Source organism: Acinetobacter sp. Ag2 (assembly GCF_001005515.1).
Lineage (GTDB): Bacteria > Pseudomonadota > Gammaproteobacteria > Pseudomonadales > Moraxellaceae > Acinetobacter > Acinetobacter bereziniae.
This window is the reverse complement of the sequence record NZ_LBNA01000026.1, coordinates 1-22,162: the sequence shown is the minus strand read 5'-3', so window position 1 is coordinate 22,162 and position 22,162 is coordinate 1. Positions and strand designations below refer to the sequence as shown.

Below are 22,162 nucleotides of genomic sequence, written 5' to 3'. Positions count from 1 at the left end.
GGTTCACGGATCAACCTTCGGAAGCTCGAAAGGGCTTTCGAATACTAGGTTAAGCGTATGGCAAATTTAAAAGAAATTCGCGCCAAAGTAGCTAGTATCAAAAGCACGCAGAAAATTACTCGCGCGATGCAGATGGTAGCAGCTTCTAAGATGCGTCGTGCGCAAGAGCGCATGGCTCAGGGCCGTCCGTATGCCGAAAATATGCACCGTGTAATTGCTCATTTGGTACAAGCGAATCCTGAATACAAACATCGTTATATGGTTGAACGCCCAGTAAAACGCGTTGGCTATATCATTGTTTCTTCAGATCGTGGTCTTGCTGGTGGTTTGAACATTAACTTGTTCAAAAAAGTGGTTAAACACGTCCAACAGCAACAAGAGCAGTCAATTGAAGTTCAATTTGCTTTGATTGGTCAAAAAGCGGTTTCGTTTTTTAAAAACTACGGCGGTAAAGTACTTGGAGCAACTACAAACGTAGGTGATGCACCAAGTCTTGAACAGTTAACTGGTTCTGTACAGGTGATGTTAGATGCATTCGATAAAGGCGAATTAGATCGTATTTATCTTGTGTCAAACGGCTTTGTCAATGCCATGACTCAAAACCAAAAAATCGAACAACTCGTTCCTTTGGCTGCGGCTGATACGAACGAAGATCTTAACCGTCAATATGGTTGGGATTACTTATATGAACCAGAAGCTGAAGAGCTTTTAAATGGTTTATTGGTTCGTTACATTGAGTCTATGGTTTATCAAGGTGTGATTGAAAACATCGCATGTGAGCAATCTGCACGTATGGTTGCAATGAAAGCTGCAACTGATAACGCAGGTGAGCTTATCAAGAGCCTACAACTCATTTATAACAAGCTGCGTCAAGCCGCGATTACTCAGGAAATTTCTGAGATCGTTGGTGGTGCCGCTGCCGTTTAACATTATTTTGAATTGAGGAGACAGCAATGAGTAGCGGTCGTATCATTCAGATCATCGGCGCGGTTATCGACGTCGAGTTTGAACGCAACAGCGTTCCTAAGATCTATGACGCTCTCCAAGTTGACGGTACTGAAACTACTTTAGAAGTTCAGCAACAACTTGGTGATGGTGTAGTTCGTACCATCGCAATGGGATCTACTGAAGGTCTTAAACGTGGTCTAAACGTGTCTAATACTGGTGCGCCAATTTCTGTACCAGTAGGTACTGCATGTTTAGGTCGTATCATGGACGTTCTTGGTCGCCCAATCGACGAAGCTGGTCCTGTAGCGACTGAAGAGCGTTTACCGATTCACCGTCAAGCACCTTCTTATGCTGAACAAGCAGCTTCTACTGACCTTTTAGAAACAGGTATTAAAGTCATTGACTTACTTTGCCCGTTTGCAAAAGGTGGTAAAGTTGGTTTATTCGGTGGTGCCGGTGTTGGTAAAACTGTAAACATGATGGAATTGATCAACAACATCGCGAAAGCACACTCAGGTTTATCTGTGTTTGCTGGTGTTGGTGAGCGTACTCGTGAAGGTAACGACTTCTATCACGAGATGAAAGATTCTAACGTTCTTGACAAAGTAGCAATGGTCTACGGTCAGATGAATGAGCCACCAGGTAACCGTTTACGCGTAGCGTTAACTGGTTTGACGATGGCGGAATACTTCCGTGATGAGAAAGATGAAAACGGTAAAGGCCGTGACGTATTGTTGTTCGTTGACAACATTTACCGTTACACATTGGCTGGTACTGAAGTATCTGCTCTTTTAGGTCGTATGCCATCTGCAGTAGGTTACCAACCGACGCTTGCAGAAGAGATGGGTGTTCTTCAAGAACGTATTACATCGACTAAGTCTGGTTCGATTACATCTATCCAAGCGGTATATGTACCTGCCGATGACTTAACAGATCCATCGCCTGCAACTACATTTGCTCACTTAGATGCAACTGTAGTATTGAGCCGTGACATCGCATCTTCTGGTATTTATCCAGCGATCGATCCACTTGACTCTACTTCACGCCAGTTAGATCCATTGGTTGTTGGTGCTGAGCATTATGAAATTGCACGTTCTGTACAGAACGTATTGCAACGTTATAAAGAGCTTAAAGACATCATTGCGATCTTGGGTATGGACGAGTTAGCTGAAGAAGACAAACTTACTGTGTATCGTGCACGTAAGATCCAACGTTTCTTCTCTCAACCGTTCCACGTAGCTGAAGTGTTTACTGGTGCTCCTGGTAAACTTGTACCACTTAAAGAAACAATTCGTGGCTTTAAAGGTCTTCTAGCTGGTGAATACGATCACATCCCAGAACAAGCGTTCTATATGGTTGGTGGTATTGACGAAGTGATCGCTAAAGCCGAGAAGCTTTAATTAGCAACTCTCATTTAGGAGATTCACATGTCGACTATGCAATGTGATGTTGTAAGTGTTAAAGAGTCTTTGTACTCAGGCACTGTGACAATGCTTATCGCAAAAGGTGCTGGCGGTGAATTGGGTATTATGCCTGGTCACGCGCCCTTAGTCACTTTGCTCAAGCCGGGCGCGATTCGCGTTCTGCTTGAAAACGGTACAGAAGAGTTAATCTATGTATCTGGTGGTGTTCTAGAAGTTCAACCGCATGTCGTTACGGTTCTTGCAGATACTGCAGTTCGTGCTGACAACTTAGATGAAGCTGCAATTCTTGAAGCACGTAAAAATGCTGAACAGTTGCTTGCAAATCAAAAGAGCGATTTGGACGCTGCTGCTGCTTTGGCTGCGCTTGCAGAAACTGCTGCTCAGTTGGAAACCATCCGCAAAATCAAAAACCGCGCTCAATAAGACGCAGTTGGCGATTGAAAAACCACCCGAGAGGGTGGTTTTTTATGCTGTTACTTAACAAATGGGTTATAACGAAAACTTAGATTTTAGAATTGAATACGCATTGAGTTTAACATTATCTAATTTATTTACACATGAGTGATATAAACAAGGGACTATATGAAGCTTACTCGAATAAATAAATATATTCTAAAACGTTTGTTTTTGATTCAATAAAAATTGCTGTTGTATAAATTGACTATAATCATCACCTAAAGGTAATTCATAATCTTTAAAAATTTGCCGACGTGTTGAGACTGTCGGTTGTTTTGTTTTTGGATTAAAACCAGTTTTTTCAATGTCTGTCCAATATAAACCTGTGCCACGCTTCTGCCATGATGGTAATTCATTGAAGTTAATTTCACGGCTAAAAAGTAAATCATGTTTTTCTTGACGATTTAAGCCCTTAACTTCATTGGTTGCATTTTTTACAGTTTCACCTTCTTTACGTAACATCCAATAGCAATGTGCATTGAGTGCGTTGCGATGAGCATCTTCATGGCGCCAACGAAAATAATCTTCAGTCATTTTTGCATTGGGTAGTATACAAATTCGAGCGTCAAAAGTTGCCATCTCACTATGTAAGACGCTGAACTTTGCACTGGCTTCTGCGGCGAGGATAGAAATGATTTTCCGTGTTTTACGATTAAAGCTGTCATCTTTGAAATGAAACAATAAGGAGATTTCATCGCTTTGTGTATAACCATAAATGATGTTGAAACCACACTGCATTAAATGGGCTGTTGTTTCGACCATCAGGTCTCGAAAGCGGATGTCAAAAGGCGCTTCAAATTGCCAAACTTCTTTAGTGAGCTTAGTAAAGCCACGCCCATCCAAGCGGACCACAATATACTGTTCAGGTGGAACACAAAAGTCGTAAGCTGTTTCAAACACTCGTAATGTGCGATCTAAATCATCAAATCTCATGGCGATACTACTAATTATTCATCATGCTAAAGTTATATTTCAAGATGAACTAGTTTTAGCATAATCTGAACAATAAAAATGGAATTTTATTCAATGATGCAACTTATTGAGCAACAAGCACACTTTTGGGAACTCTACCAAGCCCAAGACCGATACTATCTCAGTATTGCTGTCGATATGAGCTCAGTTGTATCTTGTTGGGATATTGCACTCACTGAAACAGATATTGTGCAATATCAGCACAAAGGACGAATTGCAATCGAAGATTTGGCAAATTCAATTGTGGCAGAAACCTATCGTGGTGATTTTTCCAATTTAGAACGCGATAAAGTCCCTGTACAAATTCAACAACAAATGCAAATGGCATTTAAAGTATGGAAAACAGCGCAAGACTAAATTTTTATAGATCAACAGACTGAATTGCAAAACCATCGTTTGGAATGAGTTTTACTTTAAATAACGTATCAAAGCCTTCAGAAATTTTGGGAATTTCAAGTTTATAAAAGGTCGCTTTTACTCCCTTTTCGGGAATATTGGCTTTACCTGAGCGTTGAGCATTACGCTGTAAAGTACTGTCGAGGTCTGTTTCAAAATAATAAGAAATAACTTGAAAACCTACAGCTTTGGCACGTTGAATATAACGGGCGCGATCTATCTGGCGCATGTTGGTATTGTCGATCACAATTTTGGTTTTTGAAGCCAACGCTGCTTCAAAGATCATATTCTCACGATGCCTTGTTTTCAGCATATCTAAATTGATACGTAAATGCGTATGGTAAAAATAGTGTTGATAAAATGTTGATTTACCAGAAGCTTGTACACCTGTGAATAGAATCAGTTGCATGAAACACTACAAAAATACGATGAATTCCGTATTAAACCATGTTTATGAATTTTGCTACAATTGATTCAATGTTGAGAACGCTTATAAATCTAAAATGAAAAAATATATTCAATTTCGCTCTATATTTTCCGTATTTATTTTCGGCAGTCTGAGTGCTTGTCAAAGTCAGTTTGTCACTACACCGAACCTACCCACTGAAGCCAATTTGGTGGCAAATTCAGTCAATAATGGTTTGGAAACGGAGTTGAATATTGATTATATTATTGCCTTTAAAAATTTAAAAATGGCATATGGTCAATGTGTTGCTTTTACTGGCGAACATGAGTTTGTATTTACTGACAATAAATTAGAACAAGATCTGGAAATGGGGACTTTATTCGCACGTACAGAGGGTGGAGCCTATTTATCAAAAACTCTGGTGGAATCTATTGGTAAGAATAGAACTCGATTAACACTATTCTTACCAGTAGGTTATAAATCTGCTCAAGCACGTTTTAAACTTGATGCAAAACGAGCATTAGGACAAGATCCGTCATGTAATGTTGCAAAGCCTATTTAAATGAATCAATCAGATATCGGATCAACTTTGTTCAGAAGAAGCTGTATCTTTTGAGTTGGGAATCACCATACTGGCAAGTTTAAGCATATCCATCTGAATATTATTCATTTGCTGTTCAATTTTCTTAAAATCAACTTTTGAAATATCCAAGTCGCCATTTAAAAGTGCTGAATTAAGAAGCTGCTGATTACTTTGTAATACTTGTTGGCGTAAGCCATCTATTTCCTGACTTTTTAGATCTAGGGAAATTAAAGCAGTATTAAAGCCCTGTAGCTCTCGACTCAGATCTTTTACAGTTTGTTGTAAGACAACATGATCTTTAGATTGAATGGCCTGTTGCAAATCAGACTGGGTCTGTTGCAGTTTCTCCATATAATCACCCGTTTTTAATTGAGCATCGGCGACATCACGAGCGATATAAAACAAATTGCCAGATTTCAAATCCTCAGTGCTTTTATGGGACACTTCTGATTTTTGCTCAAGTGCTGAATCAGATGCTTGAGTTGATTCAGTCTGTTGAGTGTCTTGTTGTTGACGTGATTGTTCAGCGGCTTGATTACAGCCCAAAAGTAAAATGCCTGAAGTAAAAATAATAAAAGGTAAAACAGCACCTTGTAGTAACTTTTTCATTGAAATCCAAAATCCATTTGATGGGCTATGTAGTGAATATAGGATGCAAAAATGTAGAGATTGAGGATTGTTGCAAAGGGCATACAGACTGTAACGTGAACCATTCAATTCTTTAAAAAAAGTGAAATACGAGTGCAATGGTTGCACTCGTACGCTTATTTAATCGTGAGTATCGAATGTTCTATAAAATGAGGCTAAAGTTTTTAGAGCATCAATTTACGATGTTTAGTATCAAGTTGCGCTGTTATTTAAAGTTGTGTTGTTATTTAGCCAATTCAGCTTCGATTGCTGAAGTGATACGTGGGTCATCAGCAGTAATATCTGGTGCAAAACGTGCCACAATTTCACCATTTTTTCCAATTAAGAACTTCTCAAAGTTCCAAAGTACTTCTGGTTTAGGATTTGGCGTTAAACCGTAATCGACTAAATCTTTCCACCATGGACCTTCACCAATTCGCTCTGGAATTGAATGAATTAAAGTATCATAGAGCGGGTGCTTGTCATCGCCAGCCACAGAAATTTTTGCAAAAAGTGGAAAGTCGACATTGTAGGTCAATGAACAAAATTGCTCGATCTCATCATTGCTACCAGGTTCTTGAGCAAGAAAGTTATTTGCAGGAAAGCCTAAAACTTCAAATCCTTGCTCTTTTTTTTCGGTATAAAGTTTTTCCAGCCCCTCATATTGTGGCGTTAGCCCACATTTAGAAGCAACATTGACAATTAACAGGACTTTACCTTGATATTGATTCAAGGTAACTGGCTCACCTTTGATGGTATTGACTGGAATATCGTATACAGAATTGCTCATGGCTTTATCCTTAAACATTAAGTCTTCAAGTAGAAAAATATGTTTAATGTTTTAACGATATTGCATGATTTCGGCAAGTTGCATTTGTATCTAAGTGCAAATAAAAAAAGCAGATCAAGAGACCTGCTTTTAGCATGAATCAAATTGAATTGATTATGGTGCAGCATTGGCTTTCGTTTGAAGCGCTTGCATTTCAGTTAACAGGCTTTGCTGTAACTCAGTACCTTTCTTTTGAAGTTCCATAATTTTTTGTGGATCTGGTGAACTTGCTAAACCAGCTTCAGACATTTCAACGCCTAGGTTGTTTGATTCTTTCATTTTGTCACGTACTGATGCAACTTCAGTACTCTTAAGTGCTAAACCATCAAGGTCTTTGTTGAAGCCATCAACATAAGTTTTCATTTTATCAACAACGCCTTTCAGCGCATCTTTATCACCTTTTTGAGCAGCTTGCATAACTTCAGTTTGGAAGTTTAATGCTTCTTTTGCTTTCGCTGTAGACATTGTTTGAAGTGCAGTTAAGTCACTTTTGATATCCGCAGCATTGTTGGTGCTGAGTGAAGCAGCCGCAGCAGCTGGTTTGCTGTCTGTGCCAGACGCAGCATCTGCTGGTTTTTTGTCACACGCAGTTAAAACCAATGCTGAAGCACATAGCGTAGCAAGTAGTAATTTTTTCATTATAAAACCCTTCATTATTTAAAATTCTTAAGAACCTGACCCTAAGTCTACATATTCATAAAGTTATATGCTTAATTTTGAGCATAAGATGCAAAATGCACAATTTTAAGGCAATTTTCTATAGTATTTTTGTACATAAGCTTAGCAATAAAGTGAAAATTGTCACTCAAAAGAGGTTCTAATCTAAATATTTCGCATCTGAGCAGGTGTCTGCTGTGTATAACGTTTAAAAAATTCAATAAAGCTAGAAGTGTGTTGGTATCCCAATTCTAGGCTGATTTTTTTCACTGAAAAACCTTGTTGAATCAGTGAAATAGCATGAATGATTTTGGCACGATTGCGCCATTCAGACAGAGACAGTTTTAGCGAATCTTGGCTGAGTCGAAGTGCGTGTCGTTCAGTAATCTGAAAGCTATCTAAGATTTCCTGTAAGCCGTGGTTAAATTGCTGGGTATCTGAAAGCTGTTCAAGAATTGGCTTTAAAATGGGATGATTTGTTTGCGGTAAATAGTGTTCATAACAGGGGCTATTTTGAATTTGATCAACCAACAGTTGTAATAGGTGTTGATGATATGTTGGAGAAGGAATTCCTTGCTTTTGCTGATCCAAAATTTCTTCAATGGTATGGCGCAAAAATGGTCGAATACTTAATGTTTGTGTGTTGCTTGACAACTGTTGGCAAAGCTGCGGATGAAGACGGATACAAATATAATGTGTTAATAAATCATCGACCGCTGTACAGCAATGTTCAGTTTGCGGGGGAATCCATAAACCATAACTGGGCGGTGATAAATAAGTTTGATCTGCAACGGTCAGCTCTAAAGTACCATTTAGGCTTAAATTGAAGTCACCCCATAAATTACAATGAGGGGTGACGACATCATGTTTCTGATAGAAAAATTCTTCTACGGAAATCAGATTGGAATACATGGTTAAAAGTTTAACTCTCACATTGCATAGCATTGGTTTCAGTTTTTGGATTATTTAAGCCTCGACTCAAAGTGAAAATTGAAATAAAGGCTAAAAGAATAAAGCTAAGTACACTATACAATAAAATGTTGGCATTAAAATGATCAACAATATAGCCGCCGATCAAAGCACCTGTTGCAATCATCACTTGGAAAAAACCAACAAATAAAGGCATGCCTTTTTCAACTGCATGAGGCGCATGTAAAAACATCCATATATTGGCTGTTGTTGGAAACGCACCAAATGCAAAACCCCACAGCGCAGTCAGAATAAATGCACCAATCGGTTGAATTGCCAAGAGTGGGAAGCCGAAGAACACAATCCCAAAACAAATTGCGACAAAGGCAAAAGTATAGCGAACATTTAAATTACCACTGTAACCAGCAAACGCATTCCCAAATACGCCAGCTACACCAAATAGTAACAAGAGTGAACTGATGGTTGCATTATCAAATCCTGCTGAATTTTTGAAAAATGGTGTGAGATAACTAAATGAAGAAAAGTGAGCTAAACCAATCAATAAGATAATAATTAAACCTTGTCTGGCTTTATTGATTCTTAATAGAGCAGGTAAGTCTTTAAAATGGATGGCTGATTCTGGTTTTAGACTCGGGATAAATTTGACACCCAGCAACAACACAATAAATCCAATGACAGCGGTAATGGCAAATGATGTACGCCAACCATAAGCATCACTGAGCCATGTGCCAATTGGCACACCAAGTACAGTCGCTAAAGTTACACCAGCCATAACCGTCGCTGTTGCTTTGGCAATAGGCAGGTGTTTCGGAGCTAAACGATCACTTAAAGCAATGGCAGTTGCCCAGAAGCCACCAATGGCAAAACCAAGAATAAAGCGGCTGATTAATAAAATTTCAAAATTCGGTGCAATTGCAGTAATGGCATTGGCAATAACCATGGTTGCAGCAAGGGCGAGTAGCAAATAACGTCGATCTAAATTTTTTACCAGTACGGGTAACAATGGAGCCGCTAAGGCTGCCATGATGCCTGGTAATGTAATCATTAACCCTGCTGTACCCACAGAGACATGCAAATCTGTAGAAATGCTATTCAGAACACCAATAGGAAGGAATTCGCTGGTGACCAAAGCGAAAGCAGTGACAGCAACGGTAAGCAGTGCTAGCCAACTGCCTTGATTACTGGGGGCAACCTCTGATGAAGGTTGTTGCGAAATTTCTGATTGCATCATGTTCATGAATATAGTCCTGATGAAAGCATGAGAATGTGAGAGGGAGTTTTAATTGATTAGCGATCGTTATAAAAATAAAATATTTGATTAATTCTTAGCTGTCAATTAATTTAATAATGTTTGTTATAAAAATATGTGTGAAGATTATGGCGAATTCTGAAGAACATGATTTAGTCGCAGAAAAACAGGTAATTAAACGCGGACGTGGTCGCCCCAAATGTTTTGATGAGCAACAGGCATTGCACAAAGCGATGTTGTTGTTCTGGGAATTTGGTTATGAGGCGACATCGATGAGTGATTTAACCAAAGCACTCAATCTTACTGCACCGAGTATTTACAGTAGTTTTGGTGATAAATCACAGTTTTTTCATGCCTGTTTAGCCTATTACTTAAAACATGAGGCTTGTTCACTAGATATTATTTTTCAACAAGCCAAGACTGCAAAAATTGCGATTGAACTTTATCTGCATGAAAATCTTAAAAAACTTGTTCAACAGAATAAACCAACAGGCTGTATGTTGGTGACAGCAACCATCAATTGTTCTCAAGAACATGCACCAATTCAACATGATTTATTACTCAAAAGACAACAAGTCAAAGAAAGAATTTATCAACGCTTAGAGCAAGGGATAAAAGATGGTGATCTAAATCCACAAGCCGATTTACAAGCAATGGCAGATTATTATTCTACGGTGATCCAAGGTTTAACCATGCAAGCTCGTGATGGTGTGGGGTTAAAACAGTTGCAAAATGTGGTGGCACTGGCAATAAAGACTTGGGACTTATTTTAGGTTTAAGAATTTTCAGTAATATCAATACCTCACAGTGATTTGTCTGAAAAACCCTATAGATGTCTGAAATGCCATATTTAAATTGATTCAGACTTCATTGATAATTCTTGCAAGTTCTCATGAATAGTGGAAGTTATGTACACCAACACGAAACCCATGTGGTGGGCAGTCAGTTTACCCATTATCGCTGTCTTGATCTGGTCACTCAATATTGCAGTGACACGTTATGTCACAGATTATATTTCACCTGTCAGTATTAGTTTTTATCGCTGGTTGGTGGCATTTATTCTTTTGACTCCTTTTATGTTGTCTAAGGTCTGGCAGCAACGGGATTTAATCCGTCAACACTTTGTTCAATTTGCCGTACTGAGTGCTTTTGGGATGTTCTTGTACCAAGGTTTGGCATATAGTGCGGCGCATTACACCACTGCAACGAATATGGGGATTATCAATGCCTTTATTCCAGTATTTACGATACTGGTATCGATGATGTTGTTGCGTGAAATTCCAAATCGCTATGCAGTGATCGGGAGCATATTGTCTTTTGCAGGATTAGTGTATGTGATCGGGCGTGGAGATTTTGCTAATTTGACTCAATTGGCAGGTCATTCTGGTGATCTGATCATGGTCTTAGCTGTGTTCTTTTATGCCTTTTATGGCGTATTTTTAAAGAAATGGCAATTAAAAGTGCCCTTACTCCTGAGTCTATATGTACAAATCGCATTTACTTTGATTTATCACTTACCTTTTGTATTTTATTTAGGGATCGATACGATAAATGCGAGTAATGTTGCCAGTGTGCTGTATGCAGGTGCATTCCCATCCCTCATCGCACCTTTACTTTGGATGATGGCGGTTCAATATTTGGGTCCAAATCGAACCAGTATTTTTATGAACTTAATGCCTGTATTTACCGCCATTATTGCTTATTTTTGGTTACATGAAGATTGGACGATTTATCATACAATTGGTGGGATCATCATTTTAGTCGGTATTGCTTTGGCACAAAAAAAGTCACATAGTGTCAAAAAAAGTAAATCTATTTCTGCATCTTAAATTTAAAACGAGTGAAATTTATACGATTAATCAACTATTTTGTGTTCTGATTCAGTATTAAATTCACTCAAAAATTATTTTTAATTAAGAATTTAGCGTTTAAAATCTTAAATAATAAAATAAATTTAACTACTTAAATATATTGCGAGTTTGTAGTCAATTGCTGATTATAAAGTATGATTAAAAAATAGGCGGAATAATATGTTTGTATTCGAAAAATATTTATAGGATAATATTTTTCATCGAGCCAATTAAGAATTTCTTAATGAAACTGGCTTATACTGTATTTATCAAATTCATCATACCCTCTGGATGTGATTAACCGCATCCTTTTTTATACTCAGCCAACCCTATATATGGCTGAGTTTTTTTTTTGCTTTTTTTAATGTCAATTTTCACAAAAGATGACGTGTTGATTGAGATATTTCAGATTAATCACGAATGATTTGCCCAGTTGAGGCATCAATAATTTTGCTTGGCTCTCGGCTTAAACCTAAATCACCATTTAAATAATTCAATTCTGAGCCAAAATAGTGACTGGCTTCTTGTAGTGAGCGAGCTGGTGTTAAACTTGCAGGATTGGCGCTGGTTGAAACAATAAAACCATTAAATGCATTGCACAAAGCTGTACATAATGGGTGATTGGTGACTCGAACAGCGACTTGTGTATGTTGACCTTTGATCCATTGTGGAATCTGTTCGTCTGCTGGAAGTAACCATGTTGTCGCTCGTTCCGTGTGAGAACGTTGAGTCCAAGATTGTATGATTTGTTCACGAATACTTGAGTCTACATTTGTTAGTAGATGTTCAACTTGCGAAAGCTGACCTGCCAGTAAGATGACCCCTTTTTCAATAGGGCGTTGCTTGAGTCTAAGAATTTCTAAAAATGCATGTTCATTAAATGGGTTGCAACCTAGACCCCATACCGCCTCTGTTGGATAAGCCAATACTTTACCTTGTTGAAGAATTTGTGCAGCTTCAGCAACTGAGGTTGTAATCATTGATGTTCACCTTGTCAGTTCGAAAAAATAGAAGGCTATTGTGAACCTTAATAGCTGACTCGGCAACGTAAGTATAGTCCAGATTGTTGAATGCAGAGTCCCAACAGTTCTAATTCCATCAAATAACTGGTTAATTGTGCGGTGTTGAGTTTGGATTTTTGAGCCAATGTATCTAGGTCTTGCCCAATCCAATCTAGTAATTGGTAGAGTTGGAATAAATGTTCAGGAATTTCAGGGTGCTGTGAGTTGGTTTCAGCTTGCTGTGTACATTGCCATTGGGTGGGTAGAGCTAAATCTTCCACAATTTGTTCAGGATGGTCAACAAGGATTGCACCCTCACGAATGAGTTGATGGCAACCTTGGTGGTGTTCTCCATAGATATGCCCAGGAATGGCAAAAATAATTTTACCTTGCTCAGCCGCCGTTTGAGCGGTAATTAATGAGCCGCTACCCAATTGTGCTTCTGCGACAAGAACACCTAGACTTAAACCGCTCACAATACGATTTCGATAAGGAAAATTACGTGAAATAGGCTGAGTCTCTGGAAGATACTCACTGATGATGCTTCCAGAATTTTGTAAAATTTGCTCTTGTAACTTTCGATTTTGACTTGGATAAACTAAATCTAACCCTGTACCAATCACAGCAATAGTTCGCTGGTTTTTGAGACCACCCATATGTGCAGCTTCATCAATTCCTTGCGCTAAACCGCTGGTAATAAAAAAACCTTTTTCACTTAAATAATAAGCAAAATCATATGCCACTTGTTTTCCATGTGGACTGGCTTTTCGACTACCGACAATTGCAATCTGAGGTTGACTCAAGTTTTGTGAAGATCCTTTTCCAAATAAAATTGGAGGATGGTTGTGATAAGGAAGCAGTTGTTGTGGGTAATTTGAATCAGTATCTAATAGAATAAAATCACTATGTTGTTGGATTTTATCTAAGCATATTTTAAATTGGGATTGTCCTTGTGCTGTTACAAAGACATTGGCTCTTTCGATATGATTTTTATGAATTTTAAGTTCAGACCAACGGGGTAAGCTTTCTGGAGCTACCGCTTTTGCAATAGAACCAAAATAACTCTCTAGCTTACGGAAGGCGCTGGTTGAGTGTTGAACCAAATACCAAAGTTGAATGGCATTCAATTGATGATCGGGTATTTGATTCAACATATATACATCACACTACTGAAAAATCACTGATCTGTAATCGCAGGTGGTTTGATCTCAGCACCTATTTTAATCGGTAAATTGCTTTCTAAAATATAAGCATAGCTCAGATGATCAAAACTTTTAAAAATCATCAGTGTACCAATTTGCTGACTTGGTAATTTTACCGATTCCTTGGTTTTTGGATCACGAACAACTTCACCTTGTTGATAAATACTAAATACTTGTCCAGGTTTCGCACCTTGTAAGTTACCGCGATCAATAGTGACCACACTGTGTTGCGCTGCTGTACCAATCGAACCTTGGACACGCACCACTTTACCACCAGTACTCACTTCATTAGTGGTGGTTGGATAGAACAAGCTCGGTAGTTCTGCATCATAGCTAGGAAGAACATAATCACCTTTACGAACTTCTGCATTGTAGCTCTTGGTCAATTCAAGTGTGGTGACATCATTTTCACCCGCCGTTGCGATTGCTGAAGCAACTTCAGATAACTCCAGTCCCGCATTAAACTTTTTACCTTCCGCATTGAGGAATATATAAGGTTTACCTTCGCGGTAAATGCCATAACGCTGACCTACCACTAAGCCATTTCCGCGTGCATATACGGTTTGACCAGCACCCGTAATCACACGATTATCAGCAGCACCAATGGTATAAGGAATATTTTGTAAAGACTCAGGACTGATGACAATGCTGTGTTCTAGCCACGGTTGAATATCAGATAGAGGAATCACCGAAATTGCACTATTTAATGACTCTACACGTACTTGAGGGCGTAAAGATGTTCCACCTTGATGACGACGAATAATACCATCACAACCATCACCTTCATCCACGCCGATTAATGGACGACCATCTAAAGTACATAACAGTAATTTATCGCCAGGATAAATCCAGTGTGGATTTTTAACATGTTTATTGCTTGCCCAGATTTCAGGCCAACGCCACGGCTTACTTAAAAATTTCCCTGCGATATCCCATAAGGTATCACCACGTTTCACCACATAAACATTGGGTGCACTGGATTTGAGTGCAGGTGGATTAACATTTGGGCTTGCATGTGTCATTTCCATGTAAGTGAATCCTGCACTTAAACATAGTGTCACAGCAAGTAACTGTTTCTTGAACCCCTTGGCATGAAAACCTGTTATGCCAGTTAAAACCTTTTTCATTATCATAATTCCTAAAATTATGTCTCTATATGCGTTATAATACGCATATTACACACATTTTTTTAATGAAGCATATTCTTCATTTAGTTTTAAGATCAATGGCATAGCAACAGAGGATACAGTATGGCCTTATTACCAATTTTAAGTTTTCCTGATCCCCGTTTACGTACCATTGCAAAACCTGTCGATGCTGTAACTGATGAAATTCGTCAATTAGCAGCTGACATGTTTGAAACCATGTATGAAGCGCCAGGTATTGGTCTGGCTGCTACACAGGTCGATCAACATATTCAACTTATCGTCATGGATTTGTCTGAAAATAAAGACCAACCTATGGTGTTCATTAACCCCAAAATAACACCACTTACAGAAGAAACATTCTCTTATGAAGAGGGATGTCTTTCTGTTCCCCAAATATACGATAAAGTTGAGCGTCCGTCACGAGTTAAAATCGAAGCAATTGACCTTGATGGTAAAGCTTTTGAGCTTGAAGCGGATGAATTATTGGCTGTGTGTATTCAACATGAAATGGACCACTTAAACGGTAAGTTATTTGTTGATTATTTATCTCCGTTGAAGCGTCAACGTGCACGTGAAAAAGTTGAAAAAGTCGTGCGTCAACGTGAAAAGCAGAAAGTTCCTGCAAAACGTTGATATAGAGAATTGAAAGTTAAAAGTTTCTTGAATTTTTCTTCAATACAAAGCCCAATTTTGTTTGGGCTTTGTTATACTCTGGCTCGAAAAATGTTGAGACGAACGTTTTGTTGAGAATAGGTTTGCTGCTGGGTTTCACCGCAGTTTTTTTACAGATTGCTGTATTTTTACAGCCTTTGCTACCGAAGCAATATCAAATTGCGCCGGTCTGTGAAACTATTACTCAAGCTTTAGTGCAAAGTCACTTTTATGAGAAACATCAACAAAGCACTCATCATCAACATCATTCGGCTTCTTTGACGCAGGAGGCTTCGGGTCATCAGCATCTGATGGCACATCATGAGCCTGCTGTACAAGAACAGACAAGCCATCATCATGATGCAGGTCACCAGTGCCAATACTGTACAGTCTATGGCAATCTGGTTTTACCTCCAGAACTTGAAGTCAAAGAAATCTTAGATCGTATTCAAGTACGTCTGGTTGCATTTCAAAAAGCATTTCGACATGTTTATTTTGTCCTGCAACGCTTATTCTTACTTCCTCAAGGACGCGCTCCGCCCGTTTTCGCTTAAATCAAAACTTTTTTTAGGATCTTTTTGTCGAGGTCCTGATGCTGCTTTGTCGCAGCTCATATTTATGATTTAAGAGAAAGAAAATGGCTCAACCTCAATTTTTTTTACAGCCCTTAGCGGCTGCGATTTCTATCGCTTGTTATTCAGTAACTGCTTTTGCTCAAGATCAGCAGGAAACTGCTCAACTCACACCGATTGTTGTGACAGCTCAGCTCAATAATGACGCCAACGGATTGATTGTTCATGCTGATCCTAAACAGCCAATTCAGCCTGTACCTGCAACAGATGGTGCGGACTATCTACAAAGTATCGCGGGTTTTAACGCCATTAAAAGTGGTGGAACCAATGGTGATGTTACGTTCCGTGGCATGTTTGGTACACGAATCAAAATATTGACAGATGGTACAGAAAACTTAGGCGCATGCCCTGCACGAATGGATGCACCAACATCATATATTCAACCTGAAAGCTTTGATCGAATTTCAGTCGTGAAAGGACCACAAACCGTTCAATATGCCAATACAGGTTCAGCAGCAACTGTCATTTTTGAGCGTCAGAAACCAACATTGACTGATGAGAAAAACTATCTAGGTCAAGCCAGTGTTTTGGTCGGATCTTTTGGGCGTTTGGACCACAACATTGAAGCTGCTGTTGGCGACAGTAAAAAATATTTACGTGTCAATGCCAACCGTTCTGAATCCAATAGCTATGAAGATGGTGATGGTCATAAAGTTCCATCTTCTTGGGAGCGCTGGAATACGGACTTGGCTCTGGGATGGACACCCAATGAGGATACTTGGGTTGAACTAACAGGCGGTAAAGCAGATGGTGAGGCTGAATATGCCGGTCGAACCATGGATGGCTCGCAGTTTGCTCGTGAAAGCCTTGGTCTACGTTTTGAGAAAAAAAATCTGAGCCCTGTGATTAAAAAACTCGAAGGGCAGGTTAACTATAGTTATAACGACCATATTATGGATAATTTTAGTTTGCGTATACCACCAATGACACATGATATGGATACGCATCAAATGGTGTCGAATCCAATGGCAATGCAAGTCACACGCCGTACCCTAAATAGTCGTTTAGCCATGACCAGTGAATGGGATAAGCTGAGTTTAATGACTGGGATAGATTCTCAGTTAAATAAACATGGCGGCAGTATGTCATCGCCAACGATGCCATCAATGAATGTTGCATTTAAAGAAGATATGCGTTTTCAATCTTATGGTGCATTTGGCGAGTTAGGCTATCAATTTAATGATGCTTATAAGTTAGTGACAGGTGCTCGTGTCGATCAAGTTAAAATTGATGCACTTAAACTGAATGATCAACGCAAAGAAACATTGCCAAGTGCCTTTATACGTTTAGAAAGCCAATATCCTGAGCATAATGCCAAGTCTTATATTGGTTTAGGTTATGTTGAACGTGTTCCAGATTATTGGGAATTATTTAGTACAGCACATGGCAATACAGGCATGACAAAGCCGACATTTAATGACCTTAAAACAGAAAAGACTTTACAGCTTGATCTTGGTTATCAATACCAACATGGTCCATTGAGCGCATGGACATCGGCATATGCAGGGTTGATTAATGACTTTATTTTATTGAGTTATCATAATCATCCGAAAGCTGGAATGGATGGGCATAGTCATGGTTCATCATTTAGTGCGGGTGCAAAAAATGTCGATGCAACCATTGCAGGTGCAGAAGCTGGGGTAGGTTACCAATTTACTGATGCCATTCAAGCTGATCTTAGTGCAATGTATGCATGGGGTGAAAATACCGACACACATCAAGCATTACCACAAATTGCGCCATTAGAAGGACGTTTAAACTTACGATATGTGCAAGATCAATATTCTTTTGGATTGTTATGGCGTGCTGTGGCAAAACAAGATCGTATTAGCCTAAACCAAGGTAATATTGTGGGTTATGACACAGGTGAAAGCAAAGGCTTTACGACTTTGGCTCTAAATGCTTCTTACAACATTCAAAAAAATCTGAATTTGTCTGTTGGTGTCGATAATGTATTCGATAAAACCTATACCGAACATTTGAATAAGTTAGGTGTTGGCGCTGATGGTCAAGTCGGCACACAGCAATTTAATAATACTGGGCGTAACTATTGGGCGCGCGTGAGCATGAAATTTTAATTTTACCGAAATATGAGGATGTCATATGAGTAACGACAGTAATAAATTATCGCCAGAAAAGTCATTTTGGGGATGGAAGTTGCTAGTCATCGCAATTATTTTAAGCTGCATTTTCATGGGAATCTTCTATTTGGCGATTACCAATGAACCTGACTATATGCCAAGTCAAAAACAGAAAACGGCTGAACAGCACGACATGTCTAAGATGAGTCATGAAGATATGCAAAATATGCAGCATTCCGCTTCAGAGCCAATGCATAATCATTGATGATGTGAAAATCTTAAAATAAAAAGGAGGTCTGAGGACTTCCTTTTTAATTACAGATACTTAAAATAGGGTCAAACAGTAAAGATAATTAGAAATGAATGAAAAAATAGAAGCTTATCTTGATATTTTTAAACAATATGGCGAAGTTTCCATCGCGGATGAAGAGTGGACAACAGCGTTTGAACAAATATTCAGAGAACGACTAAAAATTGAAGGAATTGACGAAATTCGTATTTATCAGACCATTGTACAACCTGATCGAAAATTAATTTGTAGAGTATTTCATCAACCCAGTATGAAAATTCTTCAGGAATATCCTGCAAGAACAGCATTTATTCGTTGGTTACCTTTGCTTTGTATTGTGCTTTGTTATTTTTTAATCATCTCACTGATTGCTTTAAGTTCAGAGAAAATGTTGACAGTGGCATTTCTACTATTCTTACCTTTTAGTCTGGGTGCGATCATGGAGTATGTGAAATCTTTAAAATCTCCAAATTCGTTAAAACAAACATTTCTTCAGCAAATTTATATTTTATTCGGGATCATTGTTGTTGGTGTAGTCATTTTAAGAGAGGGTGGCATTTGTCTTATTATGGCAGCGCCGATATTTTTCCTCTGTTCGACTTTAGGTGCGACATGCATACATTTTTTATGTCGACGTTTATGGAAGCCATATAATAAAGTTTACTCTATTGTACTTTTACCTTTGCTAGGCTTGTTACTATTACCTGATTTCTCTCAGTATCATAATGGTGTAACACGCCAAGAAATCATTGTTAATGCACCTATTCAAGATGTTTTTGCATCGATTAATAATATCCAGCAGATTCAGTCCAGCGAAATAAAATTTAGTCCAATTTTTTTAATGGGTTTTCCAAAACCAATTTCTGGAATGACTGAGCAAACAGATAATGGTTTGATTCGTCAAATTTATTGGCAACGCGGTATTCATTTCCAAGAAAAAATCACTCAGTCTCATGCACCAACGCAGTTGGCTTGGACTTATGTTTTTAATCAGGAATCATTTCCCAAAGGGTCTTTAGATGATCATTTGAAAATTGGTGGAGCATATTTCAATTTGTTAACAACAGACTATCAGCTGGAAGCCATTAGTCCACAGCAAACGAAAATGGTATTAACGATCGATTATCGTTTATCAACTGAAGTGAATTGGTATGCGGATTTATGGACACGCTATGTGCTGAATGAATTTAGTGATGTTGTCCTTAATATCTATAAACACCGCTTGGAAAAACAAAGTTAAGGCTGAACACCTTAACTTTTCAAATCATGACTGATGCATACTCGCGAGTTGCTTTCCTGCATTTTGATAGAGGCTTAGGGCATATTCTTGTTTGGCACGACCACTTTCTTGCAAATATTGATCAAGTTTAGGGATATGTTTTGCACCACGATAAACCAATGTATTTTTAGCAATTAAATACAATGGATACCATGCCAGCGTACGCGGTTTTAGTCCTAGATTTTTCATTTTACGTTGCCCAATAAAAAACTGAGTAATGTCTAAATGGTTTTGATAAGCCTTTCTTTGTAAAAATCTATTGAAATATTTATAGTGCCGCTCAAAAGGTTCTTTGGATAAACTGACGGCTAAAGCTTTACTGCTTTCATCAACTTTGGGATGCGCATAATTCATCCACTGTAATAATTTCCACGCTTCAGACTCTTTATTGACTAACCATTTTTCATCTATTCCCATTAACCAACCCGCGTACTTCCAAAAATGCATCAAGGCATCGCACTCAGCTTTGCTTGGAAAAATACCAATGGCTCTCACACCGATCAGAAGCACCGCACTAAAGGCAATATTGGTCATGGCTTGATCATATTGATTGATGGGTGTGCCCCAAATCTCGTGATCCCAATCTTTTGACTTATTCAACTGATAACGTACTAGAGAATGAATGAACCGAACATAAATCGTCGAGGTAAAGCCATCGTTAAAACGTGAGAAGCTATTCAGTTGATTGACATCTAACCACCACTTATGCGTTTCTGCTAAACGTTTTCCTGCATATTTATGCAAAGCCCCAGTCTGAATAAGTGGTTGGTTAAAGCCAGGGTATTGATAACCTGTCATTAAAGCGAGATCACGTAGGATAAAAGTTCCATTGGAACCTAAACGATGCGTGAATTTGATTGCTGTTTCAATTTTGGCTGAATCCAGCCAACTCGGTGCATGCTCGACAATTTTAAAAAAATCAGTGAGCACTGGAATATCATGAGGAAGTTTATCTAAACCTTGATACAACGCCGTTTCAAAAAGCTTGCGATTTTGTCTAGGGTTGGTCATAACCCAATCCATAACTTGATCCATTGCATTATCACCAGTTTGTAGCGCATCGTTTAAAGATAAATACTCGGCATAACTTGGCTGTAGCGGTTGTTCTGTAAAATAATGAAAAATTCTAGTCTTGAGATTAGTTCGTGACATTTTTTCATAGGGTGCAAGTCGTTGTGGCTTAACTAAGGTTTGCATTTTTCGTTTGACCTGATTATTGTTTAGTCAAACTCTAATATGAATAATTATTCGTATTCAATTCGCATTTCGGGATGAATATGCCAATGAGAAAACAACCCCAACAACAACGTGCTCGAAATGTTGTAGATAGCATTTTAGAAGCAACACAATTGTGTATTGCTGAACACGGTTTGCTAAATGTCACCACACCAAAAATTTCTGAAAAATCAGGTGTCAGTGTCGGGTCGATATATCAGTATTTTGGCAATAAAGAAGAAATCGTTCAGGAGTTGCTACGCCGTAAAAGCGAGCAACTCGGGCTTGCACTTAAACAAATTGCCATCAGCCAAGAAGGTTTAAGTTTAAATGAAATCATACCGCTTAGTATTCAATTCGGTTTTGACATGATGAAAGCTGATGGTGGTTTCTTTATAGAGGTGTTGAAACATTGGCATGGTTATAACAATTCAGAAGCTGCAAAAGTTTTAGAAAAGCACTTCTATGAAGTCGGCTTATATGTATTCAGTCGCTTTTTTAAGGATTGGAGTTTTGAAGTGCTTAAGAATAAGTCTTTCGTCATTATTAACAGTACGCTTTTTACCATGATGCGCTATGTAAGCCATAATAACTTTCTAATTTCAGAGCAACAGCTTAAAAAAGAACTAACCTTAATGATCTTGGCTTATTTGGAACAAGACACCAACATCGTGCAATCTCAAAGCCAAGCCTAAAATAAAAGGCGATCCAAAACGTCAGTCCAAAATGTCAGTAGATGTGTGAAAGAACGGATTGTTTGGTTATTACCATTTCCACACGTGTCCTCATATGTAAGTAGAGTAAGTAGAGATAGTCATTCAGCAGATTATTGTGATCTTGATTCATAGGTAGGTATAGAACAAGAAATAATGAAGATAGAGATGAAAATTCGAGTGATGGTGCAGAACTGGAGAGGAGTGTTCAAAGAGACTAGTGAATTAAAATCATATTCAATGTGTGTTTTTTAAGCCAAAAAAGCATTTTTTCAATAAAAAAACCCGATTTAGGGGAATAAATAGGCAAACAAAGCGAAATTAAGAAAATAATTAAAAAAGGGGGTTGTGTTAGGTTAGGAATGCTGTAGAATGCACATCCATCGGCGGTGATGAAGATTAAAACTTCTGATAAAACAATGGCTTGGTTGAATTGATTAAGTTGGGTTTTAGAAAGGAAGTTTAAAAAATAATTTGAAATCACAGTTGACTTTCTAGAGATAGAGAGTAATATAGCCGACCTAGCTTGATGCTGACGAAGCATGAAGAAGATCATTAAGAGAATATGAAGAACAACTTGTGTGGATTTTTACTGATTGATTAATCGAAATATTATCATTGATT

At 38.4% G+C, this 22,162-nt stretch carries 25 protein-coding genes; 13 read left to right on the top strand and 12 right to left on the bottom strand.

Annotation, left to right across the window (positions count from 1 at the left end; all coding sequences use genetic code 11):
- The first annotated feature begins 57 nt into the window (after positions 1–57).
- From atpG to AAV97_RS02185, 3 genes are read left to right on the top strand one after another with little or no spacing between them, the layout of a single operon-like run.
- A complete protein-coding gene (gene atpG / locus AAV97_RS02195) occupies positions 58–927 on the top strand; it encodes a F0F1 ATP synthase subunit gamma (RefSeq protein ID WP_004831987.1) in 870 nt (289 codons plus the stop codon).
- Between the two features lie 26 nt (positions 928–953).
- Positions 954–2,348 (top strand): F0F1 ATP synthase subunit beta, encoded by a 1,395-nt coding sequence (gene atpD / locus AAV97_RS02190; protein ID WP_004831984.1) that lies wholly within the window; start codon positions 954–956, stop codon positions 2,346–2,348.
- Between the two features lie 27 nt (positions 2,349–2,375).
- Positions 2,376–2,795, top strand: a complete 420-nt coding sequence (locus AAV97_RS02185; protein ID WP_004831982.1) for a F0F1 ATP synthase subunit epsilon — start codon at positions 2,376–2,378, stop codon at positions 2,793–2,795.
- 189 nt (positions 2,796–2,984) lie between these two features.
- Here the strand turns inward: AAV97_RS02185 and AAV97_RS02180 are convergent, their stop codons facing one another.
- The gene (locus tag AAV97_RS02180) at positions 2,985–3,761 is read right to left on the bottom strand and encodes a tRNA(His) guanylyltransferase Thg1 family protein (protein WP_042086250.1); all 777 of its coding nucleotides are present in this window, start codon (positions 3,759–3,761) and stop codon (positions 2,985–2,987) included.
- Between the two features lie 96 nt (positions 3,762–3,857).
- On the opposite strand from AAV97_RS02180, the gene AAV97_RS02175 reads away from it, so the two are divergent.
- Positions 3,858–4,157 (top strand): hypothetical protein, encoded by a 300-nt coding sequence (locus AAV97_RS02175; protein WP_046759694.1) that lies wholly within the window; start codon positions 3,858–3,860, stop codon positions 4,155–4,157.
- Positions 4,158–4,161: 4 nt separating this feature from the next.
- On the opposite strand, the gene AAV97_RS02170 is transcribed toward AAV97_RS02175, so the two are convergent.
- Positions 4,162–4,605: an ATP-binding protein gene (locus AAV97_RS02170; RefSeq protein ID WP_042086251.1), complete on the bottom strand. Its 444-nt coding sequence runs from the start codon at positions 4,603–4,605 to the stop codon at positions 4,162–4,164.
- A gap of 94 nt (positions 4,606–4,699) precedes the next feature.
- Here AAV97_RS02170 and AAV97_RS02165 point away from each other — a divergent pair, with 94 nt between their 5' ends.
- Positions 4,700–5,164 carry a hypothetical protein gene (locus tag AAV97_RS02165; RefSeq protein ID WP_004831975.1) on the top strand — a complete coding sequence of 155 codons (465 nt, stop codon included), beginning with the start codon at positions 4,700–4,702 and terminating at the stop codon, positions 5,162–5,164.
- Between the two features lie 21 nt (positions 5,165–5,185).
- Here AAV97_RS02165 and AAV97_RS02160 read toward each other — a convergent pair whose 3' ends face one another.
- The 5 genes from AAV97_RS02160 to AAV97_RS02140 form a co-directional block, all read right to left on the bottom strand.
- The gene (locus tag AAV97_RS02160; RefSeq protein WP_046759684.1) at positions 5,186–5,794 is read right to left on the bottom strand and encodes a hypothetical protein; all 609 of its coding nucleotides are present in this window, start codon (positions 5,792–5,794) and stop codon (positions 5,186–5,188) included.
- Between the two features lie 262 nt (positions 5,795–6,056).
- Positions 6,057–6,602, bottom strand: a complete 546-nt coding sequence (locus tag AAV97_RS02155) for a glutathione peroxidase (protein ID WP_042086255.1) — start codon at positions 6,600–6,602, stop codon at positions 6,057–6,059.
- Between the two features lie 153 nt (positions 6,603–6,755).
- Positions 6,756–7,280, bottom strand: coding sequence for a hypothetical protein (locus AAV97_RS02150; RefSeq protein ID WP_046759683.1), 525 nt, complete (start codon positions 7,278–7,280; stop codon positions 6,756–6,758).
- 183 nt (positions 7,281–7,463) lie between these two features.
- On the bottom strand, positions 7,464–8,210 hold the full coding sequence (locus AAV97_RS02145) for a helix-turn-helix domain-containing protein (protein WP_046759682.1): 747 nt from the start codon (positions 8,208–8,210) through the stop codon (positions 7,464–7,466).
- A 10-nt stretch (positions 8,211–8,220) separates the two neighbouring features.
- Positions 8,221–9,465, bottom strand: a complete 1,245-nt coding sequence (locus AAV97_RS02140; protein ID WP_046759681.1) for an MFS transporter — start codon at positions 9,463–9,465, stop codon at positions 8,221–8,223.
- A gap of 140 nt (positions 9,466–9,605) precedes the next feature.
- On the opposite strand from AAV97_RS02140, the gene AAV97_RS02135 reads away from it, so the two are divergent.
- Positions 9,606–10,250 carry a TetR/AcrR family transcriptional regulator gene (locus AAV97_RS02135; protein ID WP_004831961.1) on the top strand — a complete coding sequence of 215 codons (645 nt, stop codon included), beginning with the start codon at positions 9,606–9,608 and terminating at the stop codon, positions 10,248–10,250.
- Between the two features lie 156 nt (positions 10,251–10,406).
- Entirely contained in the window at positions 10,407–11,306 is a 900-nt protein-coding gene (locus tag AAV97_RS02130) for a DMT family transporter (protein WP_004831959.1), read from the top strand.
- A 431-nt stretch (positions 11,307–11,737) separates the two neighbouring features.
- Here AAV97_RS02130 and AAV97_RS02125 read toward each other — a convergent pair whose 3' ends face one another.
- From AAV97_RS02125 to AAV97_RS02115, 3 genes are read right to left on the bottom strand one after another with little or no spacing between them, the layout of a single operon-like run.
- Positions 11,738–12,307 carry an L-threonylcarbamoyladenylate synthase gene (locus AAV97_RS02125; RefSeq protein ID WP_046759680.1) on the bottom strand — a complete coding sequence of 190 codons (570 nt, stop codon included), beginning with the start codon at positions 12,305–12,307 and terminating at the stop codon, positions 11,738–11,740.
- A 47-nt stretch (positions 12,308–12,354) separates the two neighbouring features.
- A complete protein-coding gene (gene dprA, locus AAV97_RS02120) occupies positions 12,355–13,482 on the bottom strand; it encodes a DNA-processing protein DprA (RefSeq protein WP_042086267.1) in 1,128 nt (375 codons plus the stop codon).
- Between the two features lie 23 nt (positions 13,483–13,505).
- Positions 13,506–14,657, bottom strand: coding sequence for a LysM peptidoglycan-binding domain-containing protein (locus AAV97_RS02115; RefSeq protein WP_046759679.1), 1,152 nt, complete (start codon positions 14,655–14,657; stop codon positions 13,506–13,508).
- A gap of 123 nt (positions 14,658–14,780) precedes the next feature.
- On the opposite strand from AAV97_RS02115, the gene def reads away from it, so the two are divergent.
- The 5 genes from def (at position 14,781) to AAV97_RS02090 (ending at position 19,571) form a co-directional block, all read left to right on the top strand.
- Positions 14,781–15,311 carry a peptide deformylase gene (gene def / locus AAV97_RS02110; protein ID WP_004831951.1) on the top strand — a complete coding sequence of 177 codons (531 nt, stop codon included), beginning with the start codon at positions 14,781–14,783 and terminating at the stop codon, positions 15,309–15,311.
- 68 nt (positions 15,312–15,379) lie between these two features.
- A complete protein-coding gene (locus AAV97_RS02105) occupies positions 15,380–15,883 on the top strand; it encodes a DUF2946 family protein (protein ID WP_370469256.1) in 504 nt (167 codons plus the stop codon).
- Between the two features lie 83 nt (positions 15,884–15,966).
- Positions 15,967–18,039: a TonB-dependent copper receptor gene (locus tag AAV97_RS02100; RefSeq protein WP_046759678.1), complete on the top strand. Its 2,073-nt coding sequence runs from the start codon at positions 15,967–15,969 to the stop codon at positions 18,037–18,039.
- 25 nt (positions 18,040–18,064) lie between these two features.
- Positions 18,065–18,307 carry a DUF4199 domain-containing protein gene (locus AAV97_RS02095; protein ID WP_046759677.1) on the top strand — a complete coding sequence of 81 codons (243 nt, stop codon included), beginning with the start codon at positions 18,065–18,067 and terminating at the stop codon, positions 18,305–18,307.
- Between the two features lie 94 nt (positions 18,308–18,401).
- Positions 18,402–19,571, top strand: coding sequence for a hypothetical protein (locus AAV97_RS02090; RefSeq protein WP_046759676.1), 1,170 nt, complete (start codon positions 18,402–18,404; stop codon positions 19,569–19,571).
- A 24-nt stretch (positions 19,572–19,595) separates the two neighbouring features.
- Here AAV97_RS02090 and AAV97_RS02085 read toward each other — a convergent pair whose 3' ends face one another.
- The gene (locus AAV97_RS02085; protein WP_046759675.1) at positions 19,596–20,807 is read right to left on the bottom strand and encodes an oxygenase MpaB family protein; all 1,212 of its coding nucleotides are present in this window, start codon (positions 20,805–20,807) and stop codon (positions 19,596–19,598) included.
- A gap of 86 nt (positions 20,808–20,893) precedes the next feature.
- Here AAV97_RS02085 and AAV97_RS02080 point away from each other — a divergent pair, with 86 nt between their 5' ends.
- A complete protein-coding gene (locus AAV97_RS02080) occupies positions 20,894–21,520 on the top strand; it encodes a TetR/AcrR family transcriptional regulator (RefSeq protein ID WP_046759674.1) in 627 nt (208 codons plus the stop codon).
- A 235-nt stretch (positions 21,521–21,755) separates the two neighbouring features.
- Here the strand turns inward: AAV97_RS02080 and AAV97_RS20785 are convergent, their stop codons facing one another.
- A complete protein-coding gene (locus AAV97_RS20785) occupies positions 21,756–22,082 on the bottom strand; it encodes a hypothetical protein (protein ID WP_081409714.1) in 327 nt (108 codons plus the stop codon).
- Positions 22,083–22,162 lie beyond the last annotated feature (80 nt).

Coding starts and splice junctions, on each gene's coding strand:
- atpG (WP_004831987.1), top strand. CDS start 58: ATGGCAAATTTAAAAGAAATTCGCGCCAAAGTAGCTAGTATCAAAAGC.
- atpD (WP_004831984.1), top strand. CDS start 954: ATGAGTAGCGGTCGTATCATTCAGATCATCGGCGCGGTTATCGACGTC.
- AAV97_RS02185 (WP_004831982.1), top strand. CDS start 2,376: ATGTCGACTATGCAATGTGATGTTGTAAGTGTTAAAGAGTCTTTGTAC.
- AAV97_RS02180 (WP_042086250.1), bottom strand. CDS start 3,761: ATGAGATTTGATGATTTAGATCGCACATTACGAGTGTTTGAAACAGCT.
- AAV97_RS02175 (WP_046759694.1), top strand. CDS start 3,858: ATGCAACTTATTGAGCAACAAGCACACTTTTGGGAACTCTACCAAGCC.
- AAV97_RS02170 (WP_042086251.1), bottom strand. CDS start 4,605: ATGCAACTGATTCTATTCACAGGTGTACAAGCTTCTGGTAAATCAACA.
- AAV97_RS02165 (WP_004831975.1), top strand. CDS start 4,700: ATGAAAAAATATATTCAATTTCGCTCTATATTTTCCGTATTTATTTTC.
- AAV97_RS02160 (WP_046759684.1), bottom strand. CDS start 5,794: ATGAAAAAGTTACTACAAGGTGCTGTTTTACCTTTTATTATTTTTACT.
- AAV97_RS02155 (WP_042086255.1), bottom strand. CDS start 6,602: ATGAGCAATTCTGTATACGATATTCCAGTCAATACCATCAAAGGTGAG.
- AAV97_RS02150 (WP_046759683.1), bottom strand. CDS start 7,280: ATGAAAAAATTACTACTTGCTACGCTATGTGCTTCAGCATTGGTTTTA.
- AAV97_RS02145 (WP_046759682.1), bottom strand. CDS start 8,210: ATGTATTCCAATCTGATTTCCGTAGAAGAATTTTTCTATCAGAAACAT.
- AAV97_RS02140 (WP_046759681.1), bottom strand. CDS start 9,465: ATGAACATGATGCAATCAGAAATTTCGCAACAACCTTCATCAGAGGTT.
- AAV97_RS02135 (WP_004831961.1), top strand. CDS start 9,606: ATGGCGAATTCTGAAGAACATGATTTAGTCGCAGAAAAACAGGTAATT.
- AAV97_RS02130 (WP_004831959.1), top strand. CDS start 10,407: ATGTGGTGGGCAGTCAGTTTACCCATTATCGCTGTCTTGATCTGGTCA.
- AAV97_RS02125 (WP_046759680.1), bottom strand. CDS start 12,307: ATGATTACAACCTCAGTTGCTGAAGCTGCACAAATTCTTCAACAAGGT.
- dprA (WP_042086267.1), bottom strand. CDS start 13,482: ATGTTGAATCAAATACCCGATCATCAATTGAATGCCATTCAACTTTGG.
- AAV97_RS02115 (WP_046759679.1), bottom strand. CDS start 14,657: ATGAAAAAGGTTTTAACTGGCATAACAGGTTTTCATGCCAAGGGGTTC.
- def (WP_004831951.1), top strand. CDS start 14,781: ATGGCCTTATTACCAATTTTAAGTTTTCCTGATCCCCGTTTACGTACC.
- AAV97_RS02100 (WP_046759678.1), top strand. CDS start 15,967: ATGGCTCAACCTCAATTTTTTTTACAGCCCTTAGCGGCTGCGATTTCT.
- AAV97_RS02095 (WP_046759677.1), top strand. CDS start 18,065: ATGAGTAACGACAGTAATAAATTATCGCCAGAAAAGTCATTTTGGGGA.
- AAV97_RS02090 (WP_046759676.1), top strand. CDS start 18,402: ATGAATGAAAAAATAGAAGCTTATCTTGATATTTTTAAACAATATGGC.
- AAV97_RS02085 (WP_046759675.1), bottom strand. CDS start 20,807: ATGCAAACCTTAGTTAAGCCACAACGACTTGCACCCTATGAAAAAATG.
- AAV97_RS02080 (WP_046759674.1), top strand. CDS start 20,894: ATGAGAAAACAACCCCAACAACAACGTGCTCGAAATGTTGTAGATAGC.
- AAV97_RS20785 (WP_081409714.1), bottom strand. CDS start 22,082: ATGCTTCGTCAGCATCAAGCTAGGTCGGCTATATTACTCTCTATCTCT.